Here is a 22,406-nt window from a genome sequence, read left to right on the forward strand (position 1 = left end):
CATGACCACCCCCGAAGCCTCCGTGCCGGATGCCACCGACCCCGCCTCGTCCGCACCCAGGGGCTTGGACACCGCGACGCTGGACCTGCCCGGCTGGAAGCACATTTACTCCGGCAAGGTCCGTGACCTCTATGTTCCGGCGGACGAGTCCATCACGGAGCGCGTCGGCCAGGAGTGCGTCCTCGTCGTGGCCAGCGACCGGATCAGCGCCTACGACCACGTCCTCGCCAGCGAGATCCCGGACAAGGGCCGCATCCTGACGCAGCTGAGCCTGTGGTGGTTCGAACAGCTCGGCGTGGAGCACCATGTGCTCGCGTCCACGGTTGAGGCCGGCGTGCCCGCCGCGGTGGAGGGCCGGGCGATGATCTGCAAGAAGCTGCACATGTTCCCGATCGAATGCATTGCCCGCGGCTACCTCACGGGATCGGGGCTCCTGGAGTACCGGCAGTCCCGCACCGTGTGCGGCATCCCCCTGCCGGCGGGCCTGGTGGATGGGTCCCGGCTGGACGAGGCCATTTTCACCCCGTCCGCGAAGGCCGAGGTGGGCGAGCACGACGAGAACATCACCTACGACGCCGTCGTCGAAATCGTGGGCGAGGACATCGCCTCCCGGCTGCGCGAGCTCACCCTGGAGATCTACACGAAAGCCGAGGAAACCGCCCGCGGCCGCGGCATCGTCCTCGCCGACACTAAAGTGGAATTCGGCTTCGACGCCGCCACCGGCGTCATCACGCTCGGCGACGAGGTGCTCACCCCGGACTCCTCACGGTTCTGGGATGCCGCCACCTATGAGCCGGGCAAGGCCCAGCCCTCCTACGACAAGCAGTACGTCCGCGACTGGCTGACCTCGGCCGAATCCGGCTGGGACAAGTCCTCGGACGAGGCGCCTCCCGCGCTCCCGGACGAGGTCATCGCCCGCACCCGCAGCCGCTACGTCGAGGCCTACGAGAAGCTCACCGGCCGGACGTTCGCGTAGGCCGCGCGGGACAGGCTGCCGCGCGGAGCCGGCCGCCTAGGCTCCGGTTGACGCGGCCTGCGCCCGGCGCTGCGCGAGCCGGATTTCCAGCACGGCGTCCATCGCCTGCTGGACCCGGTCCGAGGCCCCGGCCGCGCTGAATTCCTTCTGTGCTTCGTCGAGATAGACGAGGGCCTCGTCGGACTCCCCGGCGGCCTTAAGCGCCTTGCCGAGCAGCAAGGCCACCTCCCCGGCGACGTGTTTGGCGAGCGCACCCTTTTCGGCGTGGATTTCGCGCAGTTTCTGCACCGCGGCCACGATGTCCCCGGTCAGGTAGAGCCAGCGGGCCCGGATGAACGCGACCTCGAGCTGGTCCGTCTTGTTGCCGCCAACGATCGAGAGCGCCAGTTCGGCGCGCTCGATCGACTTCAGGGTTTCAGGCTCCACGATCCCGGAGGACAGACGGACGGCGGCCGAGGCTTTGTTGAACCGCGCCCAGAGGTCGATGTCGTTGGCCGGGGAGAGTAGCTGGGCCGCCCGCTCGTGGTATTTGATGCCCTCTGTGTAGTCATGCCGCATGAAGGCCACGTTCCCGATCACCCAGGCGACCTCGCCGGCGAGCTGGGTCATGGAGTGGTCATCCATCTGCTCGTTCATGGCCTGGCAGTACTCCCAAGCCTCGTCCAGCCGGCCGCTTTCGGCCAGCGCGCCGATGAGGGCCCGCAGCGCACCAATAATCAGGGTGGAACCCTTCGGCAGCGCGGCGCAAAGACGCACGGCCTCCTGCGCGTGTTCGACGGCGACGGCCAGCTGCCCCTGGCCGTGGCACACGGCCGCGAGCATCTGGCGGGCCCGGACCCCCAGCCCCGCCGATTCGGCGGCCATCGGGTGGTCCAGCAGCCGCTGCACAAGGTCCTGGCATTCCTTCAGCTGGCCCTGCTTCATCAGGCACTCGGCCTGCATGTAGCTCATGTTCCACCAGGCGCTGGTGTTCTTGGCGTCAAGGGCTATCTGGGCCGCAGCGGCGGCGTGGGTCGCCGCCAGCGCGTAGTCCCGGAGATCCCAGGCCTGGCGCGCATAGAGGCCCGCGAGGACATACTCGGCATCGCTGACCGACACCGGCTGGCTCCACGCTTCCAGCGCCTTCGGGGCGAGGTCGAGCCGGCGGGCCAGCTCCTCGATCACATCCGCAGTCGGTTCACGGCGCCCGGTCTCCAGCAGGGAGATGTAGCTGGGCGAGTACAGATCCCGGCCCAATTCCGCTTGCGTCAGGCCGCGTTCGAGCCTTTCCGCTCGGAGTTTCTCCCCGAATCCGTTCCCCACGGATACCTCCTAATTCCGGACAGTCTTTGTACTAAATGCTTGACAGTCTCTGTGCAAGCCATTTTACAATGTATGTCAACAAGGGCCAGTACTGGCTTTGCAATGTGTCCGACTCGCGTTTCCGACCCGTATTGAGGAACCCACATGATCAAGAAGATTGCAGCTTCCCTCGCGCTGGCGGGGGCGCTGGCTCTCTCCGCAGCGGCTCCCGCAGTCCTGTCAATCAGCGCCATCGGCAACTGGCCCGACCCCATGGGTGGCACCACACTGGCTATCGGAAACTGGCCCGATCCCATGGGTTCCACCAACGGCAGCCTCTCGGCGATCGGCAACTGGCCCGACCCGATGACCTTCTCCACCAACATCGGCAACTGGCCTGATCCCATGTAGGCAGCGGCCTCTTATTGATGGCCCCGGGACGGGTGTGGACCCTGTCTCGGGGCCATTTCTGTTGCCGGTCACATGGCTGCCCGGTGGCCGCCGGGCCCGGAAACACGAAAAAGAGGGCCTTCCAGGGGAAGGCCCTCTTCTTGATTGGTCGGGATGACAGGATTTGAACCTGCGACCTCGTCGTCCCGAACGACGCGCGCTACCAAGCTGCGCCACATCCCGATCCGTTACTTCAAAAGCAACTTCACAAGAGTATCCGATCAGGACCCCGGATGCGAAATCGGGTGGCCGGCGCCCCGCATCAGAAACCGCCCAGCGCCAAAGGATTCAGACGAGGGAATCCTTCCACGCCCCATGCAGCTGCGCGAAGCGGCCGCCGCCACCGATCAGCTGCGCCGGGGGGCCGTCCTCGACGACCCGCCCGTCGTGGACCACGAGGACCCGGTCGGCGGTCTCCACCGTCGACAGGCGGTGCGCAATGATGAGGGCGGTCCGGCCGCCGTCGGCGCCCGTTCCCTGCAGCAGTCCGGCGAGGCCGGCCTGCACGAGCCGTTCGGACGGGATGTCCAGCGAGGAGGTGGCCTCGTCCAGGATCAGCACGGCGGGCCGGGCCAGGAAGGCGCGGGCGAAGCTGATCAGCTGGCGCTGCCCGGCGGACACGCGGCCGCCGCGCTTGTTGACGTCCGTGTCGTAGCCTTCCGGGAGGTCCTTGATGAACTCGTGGGCGCCCACGGCTTTCGCGGCTGCCTCGATCTCCTCGCGGGAGGCCCCGGGCCGGCCCAGGCCGATGTTGTCCGCGACGGAGCCGCTGAACAGGAAGGCCTCCTGGGTGACCATCACGACGTTCCGGCGCAGATCCGCCGTCGCCAGCTCCCGGACGTCCACGCCGTCGAGCGTGAGGGCGCCGGCAGAGACGTCGTAGAAGCGGGCGATCAGCTTGGCGAAGGAGGACTTCCCGGCGCCGGTCTGGCCCACCAGCGCCACGGTCTGGCCGGCGGGGATGTGCAGGTCCAAGGTGGGGATGATGACCGGGCCGTCGCCGTAGCGGAATTCCACGCCCTTGAAGTCGATGGTTCCCTTGGCATCGTGCAGGGCCACCGGATTCTTGGGCGGCCGGACGGTGGGGATCTCCTCGAGCAGTCCGGAGACTTTCTCCAGCGCCGCCTGGGCGCTCTGGAAGGAGTTGTAGAAAATGGCCATCTGGTCCACCGGCTGGAAGAAGCGCTTGGTGGACAGGATCAGGGCCAGCAGCACACCGACGGCGAGCTCGCCGCTGAGCACCCGGAAGCCGCCGGAGAGCAGGACGACGGCGACGCAGACGTTGCCGATCAGCACCAGGCCGGGCTGGAAGATGCCGTTGAGGTTGATGGAGCGCACCGTGACCCTGCGGTAGTCCTCGGCGAGGCCGGCGTAGCGGGCGGCGTTTTCGCGTTCCTTGCGGAAGGCCTTGACCGCGCGGATGCCGGTCATGGTTTCAACGAAGTGCACGATCAGCCGGGCTGAGACCACGCGGGATTCGCGGAACGCGATCTGGGAATGTTTCTGGTACCAGCGGGCTAGGAAGTACATCGGCACGCCGGCGGCCAGGACCAGGAGCCCGCTCCGCCAGTCGAGGGCAAACACTGCCACGGCCGTGAACACCATAAACACCATCCCCGAGGCCAGCGAGCTGATTCCGGAGTCCAGGAGTTCGCGCAGCGCCTCCAGGTCCGAGGTCTGCCGGGCGATGATGCGTCCCGAGGTGTACTTTTCGTGGAATTCCAGGCTGAGCCGCTGGGTGTGCCGGAAAACCCGGACGCGCAAATCCAGCAGCATCGCCTGGCTCAGCCGCGCCGTCGAGGTCACGTACAGCGCGGTGAGGCACGCCGTCGCGACGGCGGCGGCCAGGTAGGCGAGGCCGGTCAGCAGCAGCGGGAGGTTGTCGCCGGCGCTCAGGGCGGGCAGGGCCCTGTCGATGCCGAAAGCGATCAGTACGGGCCCGGCGACCCGCGCCGCCTGGGACAGCACGACCGCGGCAATGGTCAGCCAGAACCGCCGGCGGACCGGGCGGATGAGTGAACCGAGCAGGGCCAGGGAGCGGCGCCGGACAGTCTTGCTCTCACTCTTGGACAGGTGCGCGTTGTCCTCGTTCGCCGTGCCGAAGGTTGCGCTGCTCATCGGGAAAGCTCCTCGGCGTTGAGGCCCGACAGTTCGGAATCGAGCAGATCGGAGTCCAGATCCCGCGGTTCCGGGTCGAGGCTGGCGATCACGTAGCGGTAGTGCCGGTTCTCCGCGAGCAGTTCGGTGTGGGTGCCGACCGCGGTGATCCGGCCCTCCTCCAGCAGCGCCACCCGGTCCGCCAGCGCCACGGTGGAGGGCCGGTGGGCCACAATCAGGGTCGTGGTGTCGGCGAGCACCTCCCGCAGCCCCGACTCGACGAGTTCCTCGGTGTTTACGTCCAACGCGGAGAGTGGATCGTCCAGAACCAGGACCTTGGGCCGGGCGGCGATGGCCCGGGCCAGGGCGATCCGCTGCCGCTGCCCGCCGGAGAGACTGAGGCCCTCCTCGCCGATCAGGGTGTCCAGGCCGTCCGGGAGCGAGTAGGCGAAGTGGGCCTGGGCGACGTCGAGCGCCTCCTCGAGGGCGGCCTCGCGGCGCTCGGCCGGAAGGCCCGCGGGGGCACCAAGCAGCACGTTGTCGCGGACCGAGCTGGAGAACAAGGTGGTGTCCTCGAACGCGACGGCGACCACCGTGCGGAGCTCCTCGACGCTGAACTCGCGCAGGTCCACCCCGTCGATGGTGATGGAACCGCCGGTAACGTCATAGAGCCGGGGGACCAGCTGGAGCAGGGCGCTTTTGCCGCTGCCGGTGGTGCCCACCAGGGCCATGGTTTCGCCGGGCCGGATGTCCAGGTTGATGTCCTTCAGGATCGGTTTGTCCGGGGCGTCCTGATAGGCGAAGGTGGCGCTGTTGAAGCTGAGGGCGCCCTTGAGCTCGGCGGGGCGGCGGGGCTGCTCGGGGCCGGTGATGGTGTTCGCCGCGTCCATGACCTCGAAGTGCCGGTCCACGGCGGTCTTGGCGGTGAGGGCCATGGCCAGCAGCAGGCCGGAGAACTCCACCGGGGTGGCGATCACGGCGGCAGTGGCGAAGAACGCCACGAGGGCGCCGATGCTCAGCTCTCCGGTGGAGGCCAGGACGACGCCGACGACGAGGCCGGCGCCGAGGGCCAGCTCGGGCAGGAGGGTGACGACGAGGCTGAAGGTCGCGACGTGCTTGGCCTTGACGATCTCGGTCTGGCGGAGCTCCTCGGCCAGTTCGTTGAAGTTCTCCAGCGCCTCGCGGCTGCGGCCGAAGGCCTTGAGCACGCGGATCCCGTGGACGGATTCCTCGACCGTGGTCGCGAGGTCGCCGGCCTGGTCCTGGCTGCGGCGGGCCACCTTGCTGAAGCGGGTGCGGAACCGGAAACCGTAGATCATGATCGGCAAGGCGGCGGCGAGGAAGATCAGCGCCAGCTGCCAGCTCATTGTGAACATCACCACAACGCCGATCACCACGGTCAGAGTGGTCACCACCAGCATGATGGCGCCGAAGGCCATCCAGCGGCGCAGGAAGTTCAGGTCCGTCATGGCGCGGGAGAGCAGCTGCCCGGATCCCCAGCGGTCGTGGAAGGACACTGTCAGGTCCTGCAGGTGGCCATAGAGGGACACCCGCATCCGCGTCTCGACCATGGTGGCGGGATTGATCACGAACTGCCGGCGCAGCGCCACGAGGCCGGCTTCGGCGATGCCGAGGCCCAGGATGATGAGGGAGGCCAGCCAGACCGCGTCCGCGCTGCCGCCGGGCTGGAGGGACTCGTTGACGAGTACCCGCAGCACCTGGGGGATGGCCAGGGCCACGACGCTGGCGAGCAGGGCGCAGAGCAGCCCCAGGATGAGCCGCGGGATAATCGGCTTGACGTGGGGATAGAGACGGCTGATGGAGGAGAAAAATGAGGTCTGCGTGGCCATGCCTGCTTCTTCAAATGCACGTGCGGATATCTGACGCAACGGGATGTAGTTTCCTGTAGCAACTACCCTAGGCCATCGCGTGACCGGGTTCACATAGAAATGGACAGCATCAGGATCTCGCGCAGTAATTACATTCCGCAATGTCCCGCCCGGCGCGCCGCTCCCCGCGGGACATGTCCGTCCGGGTCGCGGGACATGTCCAGTCTTGGCCGCGAGGAGTGGACATATGCGCATTATGTCCAGCCGCGGGGTCCAGGGGAGGGCATGTCCCGTGGTGGCCCCGGGTGCCCGAGGGGGCATGTCCAGTGGCGGGCGCGGGGAGTGGACATAGGCCTACTATGTCCACTCGTGGGTCCGAGGGGAGGGCATGTCCCGTGGTGGAGGGGGAGCGGGGCAGGCTCAGGAACGCGCGGTGAGCGTGAGCAGCACGGCCTCGGGCTTGCAGGCGATCCGGACCGGGGCGAAGCGGGAGGTGCCGATGCCGCCGGACACGTTCACCGGCGTCGTGCGTCCCTTGTTTTCCCAGTCGTGCAGGCCTTTGGCGCGCCAGGTCGGGAGGTCGCAGTTGTCGACGAGGGCCCCGAATCCGGGGACGCAGATCTGGCCGCCGTGGGTGTGCCCCGCCAGCAGCAGATCGGCGTCGTCCCCGGTGAAGTGGTCCAGGACGCGTTGGTACGGGGCATGAATGACGGCGACCCGCAGGTGCGGCCTGGCGTCCTGGCCCTTGGTGCCCCGGGGCCAGCCGGCGTACCGTTCGAGCCCCAGGTGCGGATCGTCCACCCCGGAAAAGTCAACGCGCAGGCCCTTGATCACGAGCGACTGGCAGCGGTTGGTCAGGTCCACCCAGCCGCCCATCCCGAAGCCGGCGCGGAGCCGCGGCCAATCGAGCTTGGCCGGGCCCTTGGGTTTCGAGGACGGCCCGAGGAAATAGGAGGCCGGGTTCTTCAGCCGCGGCGCGAAGTAGTCGTTGGAGCCGGGGACGAACACTCCGGGGAACGTCATCAGCGGGCGCAGCGACTCCAGCAGGGGTTCCACGGCCTCCACATGGCTGAGGTTGTCGCCGGTGTTCACCACCAGATCCGGCTCCAGCTCCGCCAGCGAGGACAGCCATTCGGCCTTCCGGCTTTGGCCGGGCACGAAGTGGATGTCGCTCAGGTGCAGCACCCGGATCGGGCCGAAGCCGGCCGGGAGGATCGGCAGGGTCTCTTCGCGGAGCACGAACTGGTTCTTCTCCCAGAGCCCGTATCCGGTGGCAGCGGCACCGGTCATGGCCCCGGCGGCGGCGGTGACGGCGAAGCCGCGCCCGAAGCTTCGGACGCGGCTTGCCAGCGAGTCAAGCCCGGTCACGGCTTGGGCACGTCTTGCTGGCCCGGCGGCGCGGGCTCGCTCGGCGCGGGCTCACTCGGCGCCGGGCTGGGCGATGCGGGGCCGGACGGGGCCGGCATCGGCTGGGTGGACGGCCTGGGTGCCGGTGCCGGACCGGTCACCAGGTTCGACGGCGGGGCCGTGAACGGGTCCGTGCCGTAGGCCGGCGCCACCTGGGTCATGTAGTTCGAGAACTGCGGGCCCGCGATCATGTAACCGTCGATGGCCTTGTAGAACTTGCCGTTGAGGGTCAGGTCGCGTCCCGGCCGGTCCTGGCCGCCCAGCGCGTCGCCGAACCAGGAGGCCGTCGCCAGGCCGCTCGTGTAGCCGACCACCCACGTGGAGTTGTTGGGGTCGTTGGTGCCGGTCTTGGCGGCGATCGGGAAGCTGGTCCGGGTCGAAATCCGCGGCCGGATCAGGGAGCCGGAGCCGCGGTTGAGGACCTCCTGCAGCGCGTAGCTCACGCCGCGGGCAACTTCGGGTTTGATCGCGTCGCGGCAGTTCGTGGCCTGGGCCGGGAGCTGGGCGCCGGTCGCGTCCGTCACCGACTCGATGGCGATCGGCTGGCAGTACTTCCCGTTGTTCGCGAAGGTGGCGAACGCGCTGGCCATGGTCAGCGGCGAGGTCTGGGTGGCGCCGATCAGGTTGGACAGGCGCGTCATCGGTACGGGCTCGTTGGTCTGGCCGGCATGGATTCCAGCGGCGTCAACGATCTTCTGGATGCCGCAGAGGTCGACCTGCGCCGCCGTGGCGAAGGTCATCGTGTTGATCGAGTTTGCCAGCCCGTCGACAACGCTCATGTTCTTGTAGTAGCCGTCTTCGGCGTTCTGCAGGTCGTCCGCGGCGCCCAGGCCCTTCTCCGCCGTGTTGTAGGCGCCGTCCACCATGGTGGGGCAGGTGTTCTTCCACCGGTAGTTCAGCGGGTACCGGCGCACGGAACCGTTGAGGACCGTGTTCATGGACTTGCCCTCGTTGAGCCACGCGGCGAAGGTGAACGGCTTCATCGTGGAACCGGGCTGAAACCCGCCCAGCCCGCCGAGGTCATTGCCCTGGGCGTCGCGCATGTCCACGTTGAAGTTGATGACATTGTTGAACTTGCCTTCGGCCTCCAGGAACTGCGTGTTCTGGGCCATCGAGACGATTTTGCCGGAGCCCGGCTGCACGGAGACCAGCGAGGCGCCCCACTTGTCCGGGTTCTCCCCGGCGGAGCCCTCAACCTGGGCCTGCGCCACGGCCTGGGCGTTCGGGTCCAGTGTGGTTTTGATGGTCAGGCCGCCGCGGAAGACCTTCCGCTCGCGTTCGTCGGCGTCGGCGCCGTACGCCGGGTTGTTCAGCATCAGGTGCAGCACGTAGTCGCAGAAGTAGGGGGCCGTCGCCGAGTAGGCGCAGCCCTGGCGGGGCTGGGTGATCTTCGTTTCCACCGGTGTGGCCACGGCGGCGGCGTACTCGGCCTGCTGGATCTTGCCCTGGGTCAGCATAGAGTCGAGCACCAGGTCGCGGCGGGCCTTGGCGTTTTCCGGGTTGCTGATCGGGTCGAAGAACGACGGGCTGTTGACCAGGCCGGCCAGCAGCGCGGCCTGCGGCAGGGTCAGGTCCTTGGCGGTAGTGCTGAAGAAGAACTTGGATGCCGCCTCGATGCCGTAGGCGTCCCGGTTGAAGAACACGATGTTGAGGTAGCCCTCCAGGATCTGCTCCTTGGTGAACTTTTTCTCCAGCGCGATGGCGAGCTTCATTTCCCGCAGTTTGTCGCCGACGCCCTTGTTCACACCGTTCAGCAAGACCTGATCGCTTTTGCCCTCGGCTTCGAGGGAGGAGTTGATGACGTTGTTCACATACTGCTGGGTGATGGTCGACGCGCCCTGCCGGTTACCGCGGGCCGTGCTGACGAGTGCGCGCATGATGCCGGTGGTGTCCACGCCGCCGTGCTCGTAGAAGCGGCTGTCCTCGATGGCGATGACGGCGTCCTTTACGTACGGCGACATCTGGTCGAGGGGAACCCGGGTGCGGTTCTCGGCGTACAGGTTGGCGATCACGCTGCCGTCGGAGGCCAGGATCGACGTCGACTGGCTCGGCGGGTCGACCTGCAGTTCGGCCGGCAGCGTCTCGAAGAACTTGATCGATCCGCTGGCCGAACTGCCGGTGACGGCGGCCGCAGGGACCAGCAGTCCCGCCACCAGGACGCCGCAAATGGCGCTCACGCCCAGGAAAAGAAGGATCTTTCCGAGGGTGGTGGCCGTGTCAAATATGGGGTTCTTACCAGTCGCCATGTTTTCCACTTTACCGGCAAGGACTAGGCTTTAGCTCATGACCAAATGGGAGTACGCCACGATTCCGCTCATTATCCATGCCACAAAGCAGATTTTGGACCAGTGGGGTGACGACGGCTGGGAGCTTGTCCAGGTTGTCCCCGGCCCCGAAGGGAACGGCCTGGTTGCCTACCTGAAGCGGGAGAAGCAGTAGCCATGAGCACCCCCGCATCGGCCGCCCCGGGCGCCTCGGCCGTCCCCGGAACACCGGCGGACAGCGCCGCCGCGGCGGGCGCGCCGTCCGCCGTCGAGCAGCGCCTGGCCGAGCTCGGCCTGACCCTGCCGGAGGTCGCCGCCCCGGTTGCCGCCTACGTCCCGGCTGTGATCTCCGGCAACCACGTCTACACCTCCGGCCAGCTGCCGTTCATTAACGGCTTGCTCGAAGCGACCGGCAAGGTCTCCTCCGGCACCGAAGGCGCCTCGGACGAGGCCACGGTCTCACCGGAAGCCGCAAGGCAGTACGCCGCCGTCTGCGCCGTCAACGCCCTGGCTGCCGTCAAAAGCGTCATCGGGGACCTGGACCGCATCACGCGGATCGTCAAGGTTGTCGGCTTTGTCTCCTCCGACCCGTCCTTCACCGGCCAGGCCGGTGTCATCAACGGCGCGTCTGAACTGCTCGGCAGGGTCCTCGGCGACGCAGGCCAGCACGCACGCTCCGCCGTCGGCGTGGCGGTACTTCCCCTCGACTCCCCTGTTGAAGTCGAACTGATCGCCGAATTCGCCTAAGGGCAGGTCAGCTCCGTTGCCTCAGCTAGCCCGACGCCTGTTTGCTCTTCCCCCGGATCTCGAGGGGGCGGCCCGCAGCTGGATTGAACACGGCGAGCGGACCCCGCGCGCGCCCCGCTTCGCGTCCGCGGTGGTGCTGCTGCGTGACTCACCGACCGGCCTGGAGACCTGGCTGGGATACCGGCCTGGATCGTCACCGCTGGGGGTCCTCGCCTTTCCCGGCGGGTCGCTGGAGGCGTCCGACGACGACGCCGTCGGCTGGCTGGGCCCCTCGCCGCAGTATTGGGCTGAGCACATGGGGACCGCTGACATCGGGCTGGCGCGCCGCCATGTGGTGGGTGCCATCCGTGAACTGTTCGAGGAAACCGGCATCCTCCTGGCCGGACCGGACCTGTCCACCACAGTGGAAGCGACTTCCAAGGCTGAATGGATGCGGGCCCGGGTTGCGGTGGCGGAACAGGAGAAGTCCTTCACTGACGTGCTCGCCAAACGCGGACTCTCGGTGCGGACGGACCTGCTCAAGCCCCTGGTCAACTGGCTCAGCCCGGACTTCGCGCACCGCCGCTTCAACACCCGCTATTTCGCGGCCACGGTGCCGATGAACCAGGAGCCGTCGTTGCTGGCCAGCAAGGGTGTGTGGGGCCGCTGGGTGTGCGTCCGGAAGGTCATCGAGGGACGGGACACCTCCGCGCTCGGTGATGAGGTGGGCCAGGAGAACACAGTCGGACGCACCCTCGGCCAGCTGCTGGTGCCCGGCTCGGAGATCATGCTCGAGAAGATGGCCGCCGCGAACGGGTGCATCGCCTACCTGAGCTACAAGCGCAAGGCCCACGTGTACCAGCCGAAGCTCGTCGAGGAAGACGGCCAGCTGATGCTCGAGGTCGAGGCGGCCAAGACCGTCGCCGGAGAGCCCCAGCGCGAACGCTGACCCGGCCGCGGCGTACGGGTCACGGATCGGCTCACCCCGCCCGCCACGGGACATGCCCCCTGCCGGGCCAGGCCAGTGGACATGATGGCACTGTGTCCACCCGCTGCCGCGAGGAATGGGCATGTCCAGAGGATCCGGAGCCCACCGCTGGACATGTCCCACGCATACTGGTTCCATTCCGCGCGCGCCACTGGACATGTCCCTCGCGTGCCCGGGCCATTCCGTGCCCGCCACTGGACATGTCCCCTGCTGGGCCGGGCCGGTGGACATGATGGCATCGTGTCCACCCGTTGCCGCGAGGAATGGGCATGTCCCCTGTCCCCCGCGGGGCGTGCGGCAGGCTTAAACCCGAAAGCCGGCGCCGTTTTCGCGGGCCGGCCGTCGGGGTGCTGCCAAACAGGCTTAGCGGGAGCGCTGGCGGAGGCGCTGCATGTCGAGGATGACGACGGCGCGGGCCTCCAGGCGCAGCCAGCCGCGCTGCACGAATTCGGCGAGGGCCTTGTTGACCGTTTCGCGGGAGGCTCCGACGAGCTGGGCCAGTTCTTCCTGCGTGAGCTCGTGGGCCACCAGGACACCGTCGGTCGCGGGACGGCCGAAGCGGTCCGCCAGGTCCAGCAGCGCCTTGGCCACACGGCCCGGAACGTCGGAAAATACCAGGTCGGAAAGGGAATCGTTGGTGCGGCGCAGGCGGCGGGCCAGGGCCTGCAGCAGCTGTGCCGAAACCTCCGGGCGGGTGCGCAGCAGGGCGTTGAGGCTCTCATTCTTCAGCCCGGCCAGGCGCGTTTCCGAGACGGCCGTTGCCGTGGCGGTACGCGGGCTCGGGTCGAACAGCGCCATTTCGCCGAAGAGCTCGCCCGGACCGAGGATGGCCAGCAGCGACTCCCGGCCGTCCGGGGACGTGCGTCCGAGCTTAACCTTGCCGGACACGATGAAATAGAGCTGGTCGCCCTGGTCGCCTTCCCGGAATACCGAGGCTCCGCGTGAGAGGTCCACCTCGGTGAGTTCGTCCGTCAGCAGACGGAACGCCTCGTCGTCGAGCGTGGCGAAAAGGGGTGCGCGGCGCAGTACCTCGATATCCATGAAATCTCCTGACTAAAACTGTGTCGGCTGGGGCGCTTTAGCCATTGTTTCAGAATTTTGGCGCGTCTGTGACGTACTTGGCACCGAATCGCACCAAACGTCGTGGCGGGAGGAGAGCGAGGGCCGGCTCCGGGCTCCGCCCGCGCACGGCAAACTGTCAGCCGGCGCCGGTAGAATTGGGGCTTACCTGCCTGTAAGGAGCATTGGTGTTCGGCTTGACCATCTTGGATCTCGTGTTGATCGTGACGCTGTTGTCCTACCTGTTCCACGGCCTGCGCAACGGCTTCCTGGTCACCGTCGGCGGCATCGCAGGCTTCGCCGCGGGGGCCGTGGCTGCGTTCGTGTCCGTCCCCATCGTCAGCGGCCTGGTCGAGGACAGCGGCTGGCGCCTCACGGCGATCATTGCTGCCGCCGTGCTGCTGATGGTCCTGGGGCACGGCCTGGGCACCGCCATCGGGCGCCGGATCCGCAGCGTCGTGCGGATCCGCCCGCTCCGGTCCATGGACCGGCTGGCCGGCGGCGGCGTCAACGTGGTGGTCTCCGCCCTGGTCATGTCGATGCTGGCCTTCAGCATCGGGGCGCTGGGCGTTCCCTTCGTTTCTCAGCCGCTCGCCGAGTCCAAGGTGATCCGCTTCATCGACGGCGCGACCCCCGTGCCGCTCAAAACCTCCATGGCCCAGCTGCGGTCCGCTGTGATCGGCGGCGGCATCCCGACGCTGTTCGAGGGCATCGGGCAGGGCCAGCCGGTAGTGGTCCCGGACGCCAGCACCGACACGCCCGCCCTGAACCGGGCCGCGGCGTCGGTCCTGAAAATCGCGGGAACCGCGTACCAGTGCGGCCAGAACCAGACCGGCACCGGTTTCGTGGTGTCGCCGGGCCGGGTTGTCACGAACGCCCACGTGGTCGCCGGCGTGCCGGAACCGGTGGTGGAGATTCCCGGCGGCGGCGCCCTGCCCGGGCGCGTGGTGTACTTCGACGCCCAGCACGACCTCGCGGTCGTGGCCGTAGACGGACTGCGCTCCGTCCCGCTGCCGCTCAGTTCCGACCTGCCGGCCGGCAGCCCGGCAGCGTTTTCCGGCTACCCCCATGGCGGCCCGTTCCAGTCCAGGCCAGCCACGGTGCAGGACATCGCGACGGTGCTGGTCCCGGACATCTACGGCAACAACCCCGCGCCGGAGGACGTGTACCGGATCGCCGGGGACGTCCAGCCGGGCAACTCCGGAGGCCCGCTGCTGACCACCGAGGGCCAGGTGGCGGGAGTGATTTTTGCCAAGGCCACGGGCGAATCCTCGCTCGGCTATGCCATCACCATGACGGATCTGGGACCGGTGGCCGCCCGGGCCCCGGGCCTTGGCGATGCTGTCTCCCCGGGCCAGTGCATCCAGAACTAACAGTGCATCCGGGGTAGACCTGGCATCCTGGAGCAGCGCCGGCCGCCCGGAGTCCGGGCTTCAGGGCGCTAAAGCCATTCCAGGCTTTGGCCGTGCGGGCCGGTGATCGCCCTGGGCCTGCCGTTGTGCAGCAGCAGGAAGCGGCCGCGGAGCCGGGACTCGTCCATCTCGGGGACCACGCTGGAGCCGTCCGCCTGGATGATCACCGTGTGCCCTTCGTTGGACAGCCAGTGGCAGCCGCGTTCGACGGCGAGGCTCGCCATGGTGGCGCGAAACCGGTCCCGGGCCTCCGAGCCAAGGTAGGGCATGACCGCGCTGTGGAAGATTACCAGGGTGGCGTCCGACGGCGCCTGCGCGGCCAGGGCGGGGAGCTTATCGTTGAGGTCCCCGGCCACGAGGAGGGGCGGATCCGCCTGGGCAATCGCGATCGCACGGCCCAGCCGTTCGCGGCGGAAGTCCTGCTCGGGCCAGATCAGCGCCTCCAGCCACGCGACGTCGTCGGCGTTGCGGACGTCGAGGGGATTGAGGTCGATCCCCGCTCGCCAGACCACCCGCGGGAGCTCCGCCGGCAGCGGGACCGGCCCGGTGACGGAGCAGGCCAGGACCGGGAAGCTGCCGGCCGCGGCACCGGCAGGGGACAGTCGTGTGAGCCCGGGACCGGCGTCGTACTGATAGCCGTAGCGGTCCGGAAACAGGGCCAGCCCGGCCGAGGCCCCGACCTCGATGAGCGCCAGCGGGCGCCCGCCCTCGGCCGCGATCTGCGCCAGGGACGGCAGCAGGGCGGCGCAGCGCCCAGCCTCATTGGTCTGGGTGGCGCGGGTGAGCACGATCCGGGACACGCCCTCCCAGTGCGCGTCCAGGAACGCCCGGAAGTCCGGGTAGGGGCTGATCTGTGCGCCGAGGAATCGTGCAGCCGCCAGCATCAGCAGCGGCTGGCGCTTGTTGTACGGCCACTGATCGATCCGCCGGAGCAGTTCCGGGTCCTCCGCGATGCCCACCGACCAGGCGGCGTAGCAACTGGAGTTTCCGGGCGCTTCGACGGTGCCGAAGTGCCGGTACCACTGCGCCGTGGCGGACTCCGCACCGACCGGTTCCCCACCGACCGGTTCCCCACCGCCCGGCTCCGCACCGCCCGGTTCCGCACCGCCCGGTTCCCCACCGCCCGGCTCCGCACCGCCCGGTTCCGCACCGCCCGGTTCCGCACCGCCCGGTTCCGCACCGCCCGGTTCCCCCGCGGCCGGATCCCCGGAAGCCGGATCCCCGGAACGGGGGCCTGGACTGACGGGGTCGACGGCGGACATGCTCAGTCCCGGCTGCCCTGCAGTCCGGCGAGGTACTCGACGGCGAACCGGTAGCCGAGGATCCCTGCCCCGGCGATCACGGCCTTGCAGATGTCCGAGAGGTACGAATGGTGCCGGAACGCCTCGCGGGCGTGGACATTCGTGATGTGGACCTCGACGGCGGGCAGCTGCACCGCGGAGATGGCGTCCCGGATCGCCACCGAGGTGTGCGTGTACGCGCCGGCGTTGATCACGATGCCGGCTGCCCTGCCGCGGGCGGCATGGATGGCGTCCACGAGGGCACCCTCGTGGTTCGACTGGAAGCACTCGACGTCGAGCCCGTGCGCCGCGCCGGTGTCCTTGGCGAGCTGTTCGACGTCGGCCAGGGTGGCGGTGCCGTACTTCTCGGGTTCGCGGGTGCCGAGCAGGTTCAGGTTGGGTCCGTTGAGGACCAGGATGGTGCCGCGGCCGGCGGGGGTGGCTTCGCTCATGCCTGCCAATGTATCGCGTTGCGGTGCGGGCCGCCCCCCGCGGCGGAAACGGCACCCAGATGACCGGGCCGGGAAAAGGTGCCGCGGCTCGCGGGCTCTGGCCCGCACCGGCCCGCCTGCCTAAACTGAAAGGACCACCGTGCCGAGCTCCCGTACCGGCCAGCCCGCGCGGAAAGCCCGAGTCCGGAGCACATCATGCGCAACAATCATGCAGGAAAATCAATCCGCAGAACCGCTGTGGGCATCATCGCCCTTGCGGCGTTCCTCGTGCCGGCGCCCCTGGCCGCCGCTTCCGGCACGGACCGGGATGAGCGGTCCCCGGTGATCAGGCTCCCCGGCGCCACCGGCGCTGAAGGCATCGCCGCAGGGGAGGGTGACACGTTTTTCGCCGGCGACCTGCTCAACGGGAACATCTTCCGGGGAGACATCGGGAAAGGCACGGCAAGACTGTTCCTCACGGCGCCGGAGGGCCGGGCAGCCGTCGGCATGAAAGTCGACCGGGACAACGACCTGCTCTTCGTCGCAGGGGGCGCCACCGGCCAGGCCTATGTCTATGACCTCGAGACGAAAAAGACCGTGAAAGTCTACGACCTGGCGCCGGCCGGTGCCGGTTTCATCAACGACGTCACCGTGACCCGGGACGGCGCGTGGTTCACCAACTCCCGGGCCGGTGAGCTCTACCGGATCCCGATCAGCCGCGACGGGCAACCGGGCGACGCCCGGACCCTGTCGCTCGATGCGCCCGCCGGCACCGTGGATGGGGGTTTCAACCTCAACGGCATCGCCGCGGCCGACGACGGCGACCGGCTGATCGTCTCCCACACGGGCCGCGGCGCCCTCTACGCCGTGGACCCCGATGACGGATCGAACAAGCTGATCAAGGTCACGGACTCCTCCGGGGCCCCTGTCACCGTGACGAACGTGGACGGCATCGCCGTCCGTGGCGACACGCTCTGGGCCGTGCAGAACTTCCTCAACCAGGTCAGCAGGATCGACCTGAACGGCTCGCTGCGCAGCGGCGAGGTGCAGGAAGTCATCACCAGCAAGGACTTCGACGTCCCGACGACGGCGGCGCTGTTCGGCGATACTCTCGCTTTGGTCAATGCGAAGTTCGCCACCCCCGCAGCAACCAGCTTCGAGGTTGTCCTCGTCCGGGCCTGCTCCGGCGGCTGAGAGTCCGGGCTAACCGGCGGTGGCAGAAGGCCTAACGGGTCGCGAGCCGCTCGATCCGGCGCAGCGCCACGGCGCACACCGGAAGGTAGGCCGGTGCCCACCACGGGACCGTGAACGTGACGAGGCAGCCGCCGTCCTGCGGAACGACCCGGTGGCCCGTGGCCGGGACCCCCGCCACGGACCAGGACCAGGACCGTCCGGGCTCAAACGCCGTCACGGTGTACGGCAGCGCCGCGCCCAGGACGGTGCGGACCCTGCCGCGGCTGCCCGGCGCCAGCCCTCCGGTTGCGGGCCCGGCGGGGACTCCGCCGGCCGGCTCGACGCCGGTGATCGACGGCCCCCAGTCCGGCCACTTCCCGGTATCGGTGAGCAGCGCCCAGACATCCTCCGCGGACGCGGCGATCCGGCGCGACACGGAAAAGGTCACCGGGGGCGTCCGAGGATGGCAAGGGCGGCGCGGTGGCCGCTGACGAGCGCACCGTTGATGGACGCCGTCTCCCGGTGGTCCCCGCAGATGACCAGCCCGGACGGGCCCTCCATCGGCTGCCGGGACCGCAACGGCGGCGGCTGCAGGGGCAGGGCCTGCGGGACCTCGTGGCGTGCCACCAGCTCCCAGCCGGCCGTGGAGGAACCGAAAAGCTCCGCGGCGTGGCGGAGGACGTCGTCGTCGGTCGGGACCGGCCGGCCAGGGCCCAGCAGCGCGGAGGTCTGGATCAGGTGCCGCCCGGCGGGGGCGTAACTGGGCGCCGCGTTGGAGATGACGGCCGCGTTGACCAGCGGCCCGGCCGGGTGCGTGCGGGCATCGACGTAGAGCATGTCCGCCGCGCTGGGAGCCGCGTCGGCAGCGAACCAGTGCGTCAGCACCCCCTTCATGGCCGGGACGGTGCCGCCGGCCAGCCTGGCGGCATTAACCGGATCGGCGGCGAGGACAACATGGCGGGCCCGGAGCCGGGAATCCGCGGCGGTGACCAGGGCCGCGTCCCCGTCCGGAGTGATCGACTCCACCCGGGTCGAAAGGCGGACCGGGGTGGTGAGGCTGTCCTCCAGCTGCCGGGGGAGGGCCTGCATGCCGTCGCGCGGCAGCCCGGGCACCCCGGTCGCAAAGACGCGCATCAGCTGCAGCGCGAAGTCGTTGGAGGTGCTGCCCTCGTCTTCGAGCAGGACTCCGGCAAGGAACCGGTCCACTGCCCTGCGCAGTTCGCCGGCGCATCCGGCCCGGTCCAGGGCCTGCCTCAGGGGAACGTCTCTGGAGGGATGCCGCCGGCGGCCGGCGAACGCCGGGGCCGCCCACCGCAGCAGCCCCGCGACAGAGCGGGGGCCCAACAGCCCGCTGCGCAGGGTCTGCAGGATCAGGCGCGGCTCACGGACGGGATGGGCGAGGACGGCCAGGGAGTCCTCGCGGCGGACCCGGAGGCCGGCACCGAAAGCCTGCAGCGCCAGGGCCTCGACGTCGACCCAGCGGCGGACCGCGGGGTAGGCGGGATTCAGCACCTGAAACCCGCGGTCCACCAGGAAGCCGTCGACCCGGTCGGTCCGGATCCGGCCCCCGACATCGTCCGAGGCCTCCCACACCTGCACCTCGCGCCCGGCGGCCTGCAGCTCCCGGGCGCATTGCAGCCCGGCCAGGCCGGCGCCGACCACCAGCACGTCACACGCGTCGGTCATCGCGGCAACGTCCTGCCCTGGCCGGCCCGGACCAGGTCCTTGCTCACTTTCTCAGCGATTGCGCTATCTGGGCCATCACGGTGTTGTCGGCCAGGGTGGTGGCGTCGCCGACTTCGCGTCCTTCCGCGACGTCTTTGAGCAAACGGCGCATGATCTTGCCCGAACGGGTCTTGGGCAGTTCGGGCACCACGAGGATGGTCTTGGGCTTGGCGATCGGGCCGATCTCCTTGCTGACGTGGTTCCGGAGCTCCTGGACGATCGCGTCCCCGGTGTCCACGGCATCCCCGCGCAGGATCACGAAGGCGACGACCGACTGGCCGGTGGTCTCGTCCGCGGCGCCCACGACGGCGGCCTCCGCCACCGCTGGGTGGGAAACCAGCGCTGATTCGATCTCGGCGGTGGAGAGCCGGTGGCCGGAAATGTTCATCACGTCATCGACCCGGCCGAGCAGCCAGATGTCGCCGTCCTCGTCCTTCTTGGCGCCGTCCCCGGCGAAGTACATGGTCTCGAAGCGGGACCAGTAAGTTTCCTTGAAGCGCTCCGGGTCGCCCCAGATGCCGCGCAGCATGGCCGGCCACGGTTCGCGGATCACGAGGTAGCCGCCGGAGCCGTTGGGCACGGACTCGCCGGCTTCGTCCACGACGTCCACGGCGATGCCGGGCAACGGGACCTGGGCGGAGCCGGGCTTGGTGGCTGTCACGCCGGGCAGCGGCGCGATCATCTGGGCGCCGGTTTCGGTCTGCCACCAGGTGTCCACGATCGGGGCCGGGTTTTCCTTGCGCTCGCCGTTCTTGCCGGCGTTGCCGCCGATGACCTCGCGGTACCACATCCACGCTTCGGGGTTAATGGGTTCCCCGACGGAGCCCAGGACGCGGATCGAGGAGAGGTCCGACTTCGCGGGGATCTCCTTGCCCCACTTCATGAACGTCCGGATGGCGGTGGGGGCGGTGTAGAGGATGGAGACCTTGTACTTCTCCACGATCTCCCACCAGCGGCCCTGGTGCGGGGAATCCGGGGTGCCCTCGTAGATCACCTGGGTGGCGCCATTGATGAGCGGGGCGTAGGCGACGTAGGAGTGCCCGGTGATCCAGCCGACGTCGGCCGTGCACCAGTAGACGTCCGTTTCCGGCCTGAGGTCGAAGACGGCCTTGTGCGTGTAAGCGCCCTGGGCGAGGTAGCCGCCGGTGGTGTGCAGGATGCCCTTGGGTTTGCCGGTGGTCCCGGAGGTGTAAAGGATAAAGAGTGGGTGTTCCGCGTCGTGCCCGACGGCGGTGTGCTCGGCGGAGGCGGTCCCGACGGTGTCGGCCCACCAGTGGTCGCGGCCCTCGTGCCAGTCGACGTCCTGGCCGTTGCGCTTGACGACAACGACGTTCTGCACGGTGTGCCCGCTACCATCTCCCTCATGGGCGAGGGCCTCGTCGACGGCGGGCTTGAGCGCGCTGGGCTTGCCGCGCCGGTAGGTACCGTCCGCGGTGACGACAAGCTTGGCCTCGGCGTCGTCGATCCGGGACCGGAGCGCCTCCGCGGAGAAGCCGCCGAACACCACGGAGTGGATGGCGCCGATCCGGGCGCAGGCCAGCAGCGTGATGACGGCCTCGGGAATCATCGGCAGGTATACGGCCACGCGGTCGCCCTTGGCGACGCCGAGGGACTCGAAGGCGTTGGCGGCCCGCTTGACCTCGTCGGTGAGCTGAGCATAGGTGTAGGTGCGGGTATCGCCCGGTTCGCCCTCGAAGTAGATGGCGACGCGGTCCCCGTGGCCGGCCTCGACGTGGCGGTCCAGCGCGTTGTACGCGGCGTTGATCTCGCCTCCGACGAACCACTTGGCGAAGGGCGGCGTGGACCAGTCCAGGGCCTGGCTGAAGTCTTTGCTCCAGCTCAGCAGCTCACGGGCCTGCTTCGCCCAGAAGGCGGGCCGGTCGGCGTCGGCCTCGGCGTAGTCCGCGGCGGTGACCACCGCGTTGGCGGCGAACTCGGGGGAGGGGGCGAACTTGCGGTTCTCCTGCGACAGGTTTTCGAAGGCATCGCGCTGGGGAGCCTGCGCCGTCGTGGAGCCGGGGGTCTGCTGGGACATGGTGAACCTCATCATTCATCGATCCGTGCTGCGCGGGGACCCCCGTGCCTCCGCAGCGCCGGGCCGCTTGCGCGTCATCGGGCGTCGGCTGGTCACGGGCGTACCGCAAAGAGCTGTTCCGAAATACACACTAACGCCTGCGCCGCCCCCAACGTGTGCCGCGTCACACAGTGAACCGTGAGCGGTGTTTGTTAAGCGACGAATGGTGGTTCGGCGGCCTGCGGGGGTTTTGGCGCGGTCCGGTTCCGTACGGCCGTCCCCGGCTTGTCAGCTAGTGATCGGCGTGCCACTTGACTAGGCTGAGATGGAATTGTGACATCCGATGGAGGCAACGGGACCGCTCGCGGTCCCGTCTTGGCCTGCCGTTAGACGGCGCTGTCCAGAGTGCCGCCATGCTAAGGAGAACCGAATGAACGAGCAAACAAACGGGCAGCTTAAGCCGCCCGCCCAAAGCCAGGGCAACGGCGGCGCGGACCGGTCCGGCGGCTTCGGGGAAGCACCCCGTTTCACGGTTGACAAGGCCAGCGGGCAGGCGGCCGGCAAGACGAACCAGGCGGTCCTCGGTCCGTTCACCATCCGTGATCTCACGGTGTTCGGCTCGACGCTGATTCTGTTTGTGGCCTCGCTGATCCCGATGTTTGCCGTCCGCTACAACCTGTGGAACCTGGGCAGCCTGTTCTTCCTGGGCCTCGGGATTCTCCTTCCGGTGATTGTTACTGCCCTGTTCGTGGCGCGCCGGCTCAGTCCCGGAACGAAGATCCGCATCGGCTCCCTGTCGGTGGACCAGTTCGGCTCCGTGGTGGCGTCCTTCGCTGTCGCGTTCTTCTTCCTGGCCGTCGCGGGCAGCTATGTCCCCAGTATGCTGCTGGCCCTCGTCGGCGCCCTCGGGCTCTTCGCTGCCACCGTGCTGGGCCGCCTGATCCCCTTCTTCGCCGGAGACTTCCTGGACCGCGCAGAAACCCCCGCCCACATCGTGGCCCGCGAGACGGCGGTCCCCGTCCGCAAGCCGCACGCCCCCAAGGCGCCGAAAGAGGCCAGGGACGAGACCGCACCGAAGGCCGCCGGCACCGGCGCCGTCGCCGGTTGGGCGAAGCGGATGAGGCCGGGCGGACCGTCCGGCGCCGCTGGCGCTTCAAGCGCAGTTGCTACCGGCACGGCCGCAGCGGCCGGAGCGGCCGTTGGCGCGGCAATTTCGGGCCCGGCAACAGGCGGCACCGCGGCAGGTCGCCCCGCGGCCGCGACGCCGGCCGCGGCCCAGGCCGCACCGGCCCGG

General features: G+C 68.8%; 18 protein-coding genes, 1 tRNA gene and 1 pseudogene. 8 read left to right on the plus strand and 12 right to left on the minus strand.

The window, feature by feature from the left end; all coding sequences use genetic code 11:
• Position 1: 1 nt before the first annotated feature.
• Complete coding sequence (locus ACZYZ3_RS17665) at positions 2–976, plus strand: phosphoribosylaminoimidazolesuccinocarboxamide synthase (RefSeq protein WP_463965107.1); 975 nt, start codon at positions 2–4, stop codon at positions 974–976.
• A gap of 36 nt (positions 977–1,012) precedes the next feature.
• Here the strand turns inward: ACZYZ3_RS17665 and ACZYZ3_RS17670 are convergent, their stop codons facing one another.
• Positions 1,013–2,278 carry a helix-turn-helix domain-containing protein gene (locus ACZYZ3_RS17670; protein WP_463965108.1) on the minus strand — a complete coding sequence of 422 codons (1,266 nt, stop codon included), beginning with the start codon at positions 2,276–2,278 and terminating at the stop codon, positions 1,013–1,015.
• Between the two features lie 144 nt (positions 2,279–2,422).
• Between ACZYZ3_RS17670 and ACZYZ3_RS17675 the strand changes: the two genes are divergently transcribed.
• The gene (locus ACZYZ3_RS17675; RefSeq protein WP_463965109.1) at positions 2,423–2,668 is read left to right on the plus strand and encodes a hypothetical protein; all 246 of its coding nucleotides are present in this window, start codon (positions 2,423–2,425) and stop codon (positions 2,666–2,668) included.
• Positions 2,669–2,813: 145 nt separating this feature from the next.
• On the opposite strand, the gene ACZYZ3_RS17680 is transcribed toward ACZYZ3_RS17675, so the two are convergent.
• From ACZYZ3_RS17680 to ACZYZ3_RS17700, 5 genes are all read right to left on the minus strand, one after another.
• Positions 2,814–2,890: transfer RNA gene (locus tag ACZYZ3_RS17680), tRNA-Pro, on the minus strand.
• A 105-nt stretch (positions 2,891–2,995) separates the two neighbouring features.
• Entirely contained in the window at positions 2,996–4,825 is a 1,830-nt protein-coding gene (locus tag ACZYZ3_RS17685) for an ABC transporter ATP-binding protein (RefSeq protein WP_463965110.1), read from the minus strand.
• Entirely contained in the window at positions 4,822–6,654 is a 1,833-nt protein-coding gene (locus ACZYZ3_RS17690) for an ABC transporter ATP-binding protein (protein ID WP_463965111.1), read from the minus strand. The genes ACZYZ3_RS17685 and ACZYZ3_RS17690 overlap by 4 nt, the downstream gene beginning before the upstream one ends.
• Before the next feature lie 399 nt (positions 6,655–7,053).
• Positions 7,054–8,001, minus strand: coding sequence for a metallophosphoesterase (locus ACZYZ3_RS17695; protein WP_463965112.1), 948 nt, complete (start codon positions 7,999–8,001; stop codon positions 7,054–7,056).
• Positions 7,998–10,286 (minus strand): transglycosylase domain-containing protein, encoded by a 2,289-nt coding sequence (locus ACZYZ3_RS17700; RefSeq protein ID WP_463965113.1) that lies wholly within the window; start codon positions 10,284–10,286, stop codon positions 7,998–8,000. The genes ACZYZ3_RS17695 and ACZYZ3_RS17700 overlap by 4 nt, the downstream gene beginning before the upstream one ends.
• A 37-nt stretch (positions 10,287–10,323) precedes the next feature.
• On the opposite strand from ACZYZ3_RS17700, the gene sp36 reads away from it, so the two are divergent.
• From sp36 to ACZYZ3_RS17715, 3 genes are read left to right on the plus strand one after another with little or no spacing between them, the layout of a single operon-like run.
• A complete protein-coding gene (sp36, locus tag ACZYZ3_RS17705) occupies positions 10,324–10,479 on the plus strand; it encodes a Sp36 family protein (protein WP_144671455.1) in 156 nt (51 codons plus the stop codon).
• A gap of 2 nt (positions 10,480–10,481) precedes the next feature.
• Positions 10,482–11,051 carry a RidA family protein gene (locus tag ACZYZ3_RS17710; RefSeq protein ID WP_463965114.1) on the plus strand — a complete coding sequence of 190 codons (570 nt, stop codon included), beginning with the start codon at positions 10,482–10,484 and terminating at the stop codon, positions 11,049–11,051.
• A gap of 16 nt (positions 11,052–11,067) precedes the next feature.
• Positions 11,068–11,979, plus strand: coding sequence for an NUDIX hydrolase (locus ACZYZ3_RS17715; RefSeq protein WP_463965115.1), 912 nt, complete (start codon positions 11,068–11,070; stop codon positions 11,977–11,979).
• A 402-nt stretch (positions 11,980–12,381) separates the two neighbouring features.
• Here the strand turns inward: ACZYZ3_RS17715 and ACZYZ3_RS17720 are convergent, their stop codons facing one another.
• The gene (locus ACZYZ3_RS17720) at positions 12,382–13,059 is read right to left on the minus strand and encodes a Crp/Fnr family transcriptional regulator (RefSeq protein WP_011693220.1); all 678 of its coding nucleotides are present in this window, start codon (positions 13,057–13,059) and stop codon (positions 12,382–12,384) included.
• Between the two features lie 206 nt (positions 13,060–13,265).
• Between ACZYZ3_RS17720 and ACZYZ3_RS17725 the strand changes: the two genes are divergently transcribed.
• Positions 13,266–14,450, plus strand: coding sequence for a MarP family serine protease (locus ACZYZ3_RS17725; RefSeq protein ID WP_463965116.1), 1,185 nt, complete (start codon positions 13,266–13,268; stop codon positions 14,448–14,450).
• Positions 14,451–14,518: 68 nt separating this feature from the next.
• Here the strand turns inward: ACZYZ3_RS17725 and ACZYZ3_RS17730 are convergent, their stop codons facing one another.
• Together ACZYZ3_RS17730 and aroQ are read right to left on the minus strand one after the other, a co-directional pair.
• Positions 14,519–15,751 carry a DUF2332 domain-containing protein gene (locus ACZYZ3_RS17730; RefSeq protein ID WP_463965117.1) on the minus strand — a complete coding sequence of 411 codons (1,233 nt, stop codon included), beginning with the start codon at positions 15,749–15,751 and terminating at the stop codon, positions 14,519–14,521.
• A gap of 2 nt (positions 15,752–15,753) precedes the next feature.
• Positions 15,754–16,221 carry a type II 3-dehydroquinate dehydratase gene (gene aroQ / locus ACZYZ3_RS17735; protein WP_463965118.1) on the minus strand — a complete coding sequence of 156 codons (468 nt, stop codon included), beginning with the start codon at positions 16,219–16,221 and terminating at the stop codon, positions 15,754–15,756.
• Between the two features lie 195 nt (positions 16,222–16,416).
• Between aroQ and ACZYZ3_RS17740 the strand changes: the two genes are divergently transcribed.
• The gene (locus tag ACZYZ3_RS17740; RefSeq protein WP_463965119.1) at positions 16,417–17,394 is read left to right on the plus strand and encodes an SMP-30/gluconolactonase/LRE family protein; all 978 of its coding nucleotides are present in this window, start codon (positions 16,417–16,419) and stop codon (positions 17,392–17,394) included.
• A 31-nt stretch (positions 17,395–17,425) separates the two neighbouring features.
• On the opposite strand, the gene ACZYZ3_RS17745 is transcribed toward ACZYZ3_RS17740, so the two are convergent.
• The 3 genes from ACZYZ3_RS17745 to acs are packed head-to-tail and all read right to left on the minus strand — an operon-like array spanning position 17,426 to position 21,133.
• On the minus strand, positions 17,426–17,821 hold the full coding sequence (locus tag ACZYZ3_RS17745) for an SRPBCC family protein (RefSeq protein ID WP_463965120.1): 396 nt from the start codon (positions 17,819–17,821) through the stop codon (positions 17,426–17,428).
• Positions 17,818–19,059 (minus strand): flavin monoamine oxidase family protein, encoded by a 1,242-nt coding sequence (locus ACZYZ3_RS17750; protein ID WP_463965121.1) that lies wholly within the window; start codon positions 19,057–19,059, stop codon positions 17,818–17,820. The genes ACZYZ3_RS17745 and ACZYZ3_RS17750 overlap by 4 nt, the downstream gene beginning before the upstream one ends.
• A 43-nt stretch (positions 19,060–19,102) precedes the next feature.
• Positions 19,103–21,133: an acetate--CoA ligase gene (gene acs / locus ACZYZ3_RS17755; RefSeq protein ID WP_463965123.1), complete on the minus strand. Its 2,031-nt coding sequence runs from the start codon at positions 21,131–21,133 to the stop codon at positions 19,103–19,105.
• A 409-nt stretch (positions 21,134–21,542) separates the two neighbouring features.
• Between acs and ACZYZ3_RS17760 the strand changes: the two are divergent.
• Positions 21,543–22,406: pseudogene (locus tag ACZYZ3_RS17760) on the plus strand (hypothetical protein); the annotation flags it as partial.

It is taken from the genome of Pseudarthrobacter linnaei, assembly GCF_055412825.1.

What these genes read in the sequence shown, in the direction of transcription:
- ACZYZ3_RS17675 (WP_463965109.1), top strand. Translation starts at nt 2,423, where the DNA reads ATGATCAAGAAGATTGCAGCTTCCCTCGCGCTGGCGGGGGCGCTGGCT.
- ACZYZ3_RS17720 (WP_011693220.1), bottom strand. Translation starts at nt 13,059, where the DNA reads ATGGATATCGAGGTACTGCGCCGCGCACCCCTTTTCGCCACGCTCGAC.
- ACZYZ3_RS17700 (WP_463965113.1), bottom strand. Translation starts at nt 10,286, where the DNA reads ATGGCGACTGGTAAGAACCCCATATTTGACACGGCCACCACCCTCGGA.
- ACZYZ3_RS17690 (WP_463965111.1), bottom strand. Translation starts at nt 6,654, where the DNA reads ATGGCCACGCAGACCTCATTTTTCTCCTCCATCAGCCGTCTCTATCCC.
- sp36 (WP_144671455.1), top strand. Translation starts at nt 10,324, where the DNA reads ATGACCAAATGGGAGTACGCCACGATTCCGCTCATTATCCATGCCACA.
- ACZYZ3_RS17750 (WP_463965121.1), bottom strand. Translation starts at nt 19,059, where the DNA reads ATGACCGACGCGTGTGACGTGCTGGTGGTCGGCGCCGGCCTGGCCGGG.
- acs (WP_463965123.1), bottom strand. Translation starts at nt 21,133, where the DNA reads ATGTCCCAGCAGACCCCCGGCTCCACGACGGCGCAGGCTCCCCAGCGC.
- ACZYZ3_RS17665 (WP_463965107.1), top strand. Translation starts at nt 2, where the DNA reads ATGACCACCCCCGAAGCCTCCGTGCCGGATGCCACCGACCCCGCCTCG.
- ACZYZ3_RS17685 (WP_463965110.1), bottom strand. Translation starts at nt 4,825, where the DNA reads ATGAGCAGCGCAACCTTCGGCACGGCGAACGAGGACAACGCGCACCTG.
- ACZYZ3_RS17730 (WP_463965117.1), bottom strand. Translation starts at nt 15,751, where the DNA reads ATGTCCGCCGTCGACCCCGTCAGTCCAGGCCCCCGTTCCGGGGATCCG.
- ACZYZ3_RS17740 (WP_463965119.1), top strand. Translation starts at nt 16,417, where the DNA reads ATGCGCAACAATCATGCAGGAAAATCAATCCGCAGAACCGCTGTGGGC.
- aroQ (WP_463965118.1), bottom strand. Translation starts at nt 16,221, where the DNA reads ATGAGCGAAGCCACCCCCGCCGGCCGCGGCACCATCCTGGTCCTCAAC.
- ACZYZ3_RS17710 (WP_463965114.1), top strand. Translation starts at nt 10,482, where the DNA reads ATGAGCACCCCCGCATCGGCCGCCCCGGGCGCCTCGGCCGTCCCCGGA.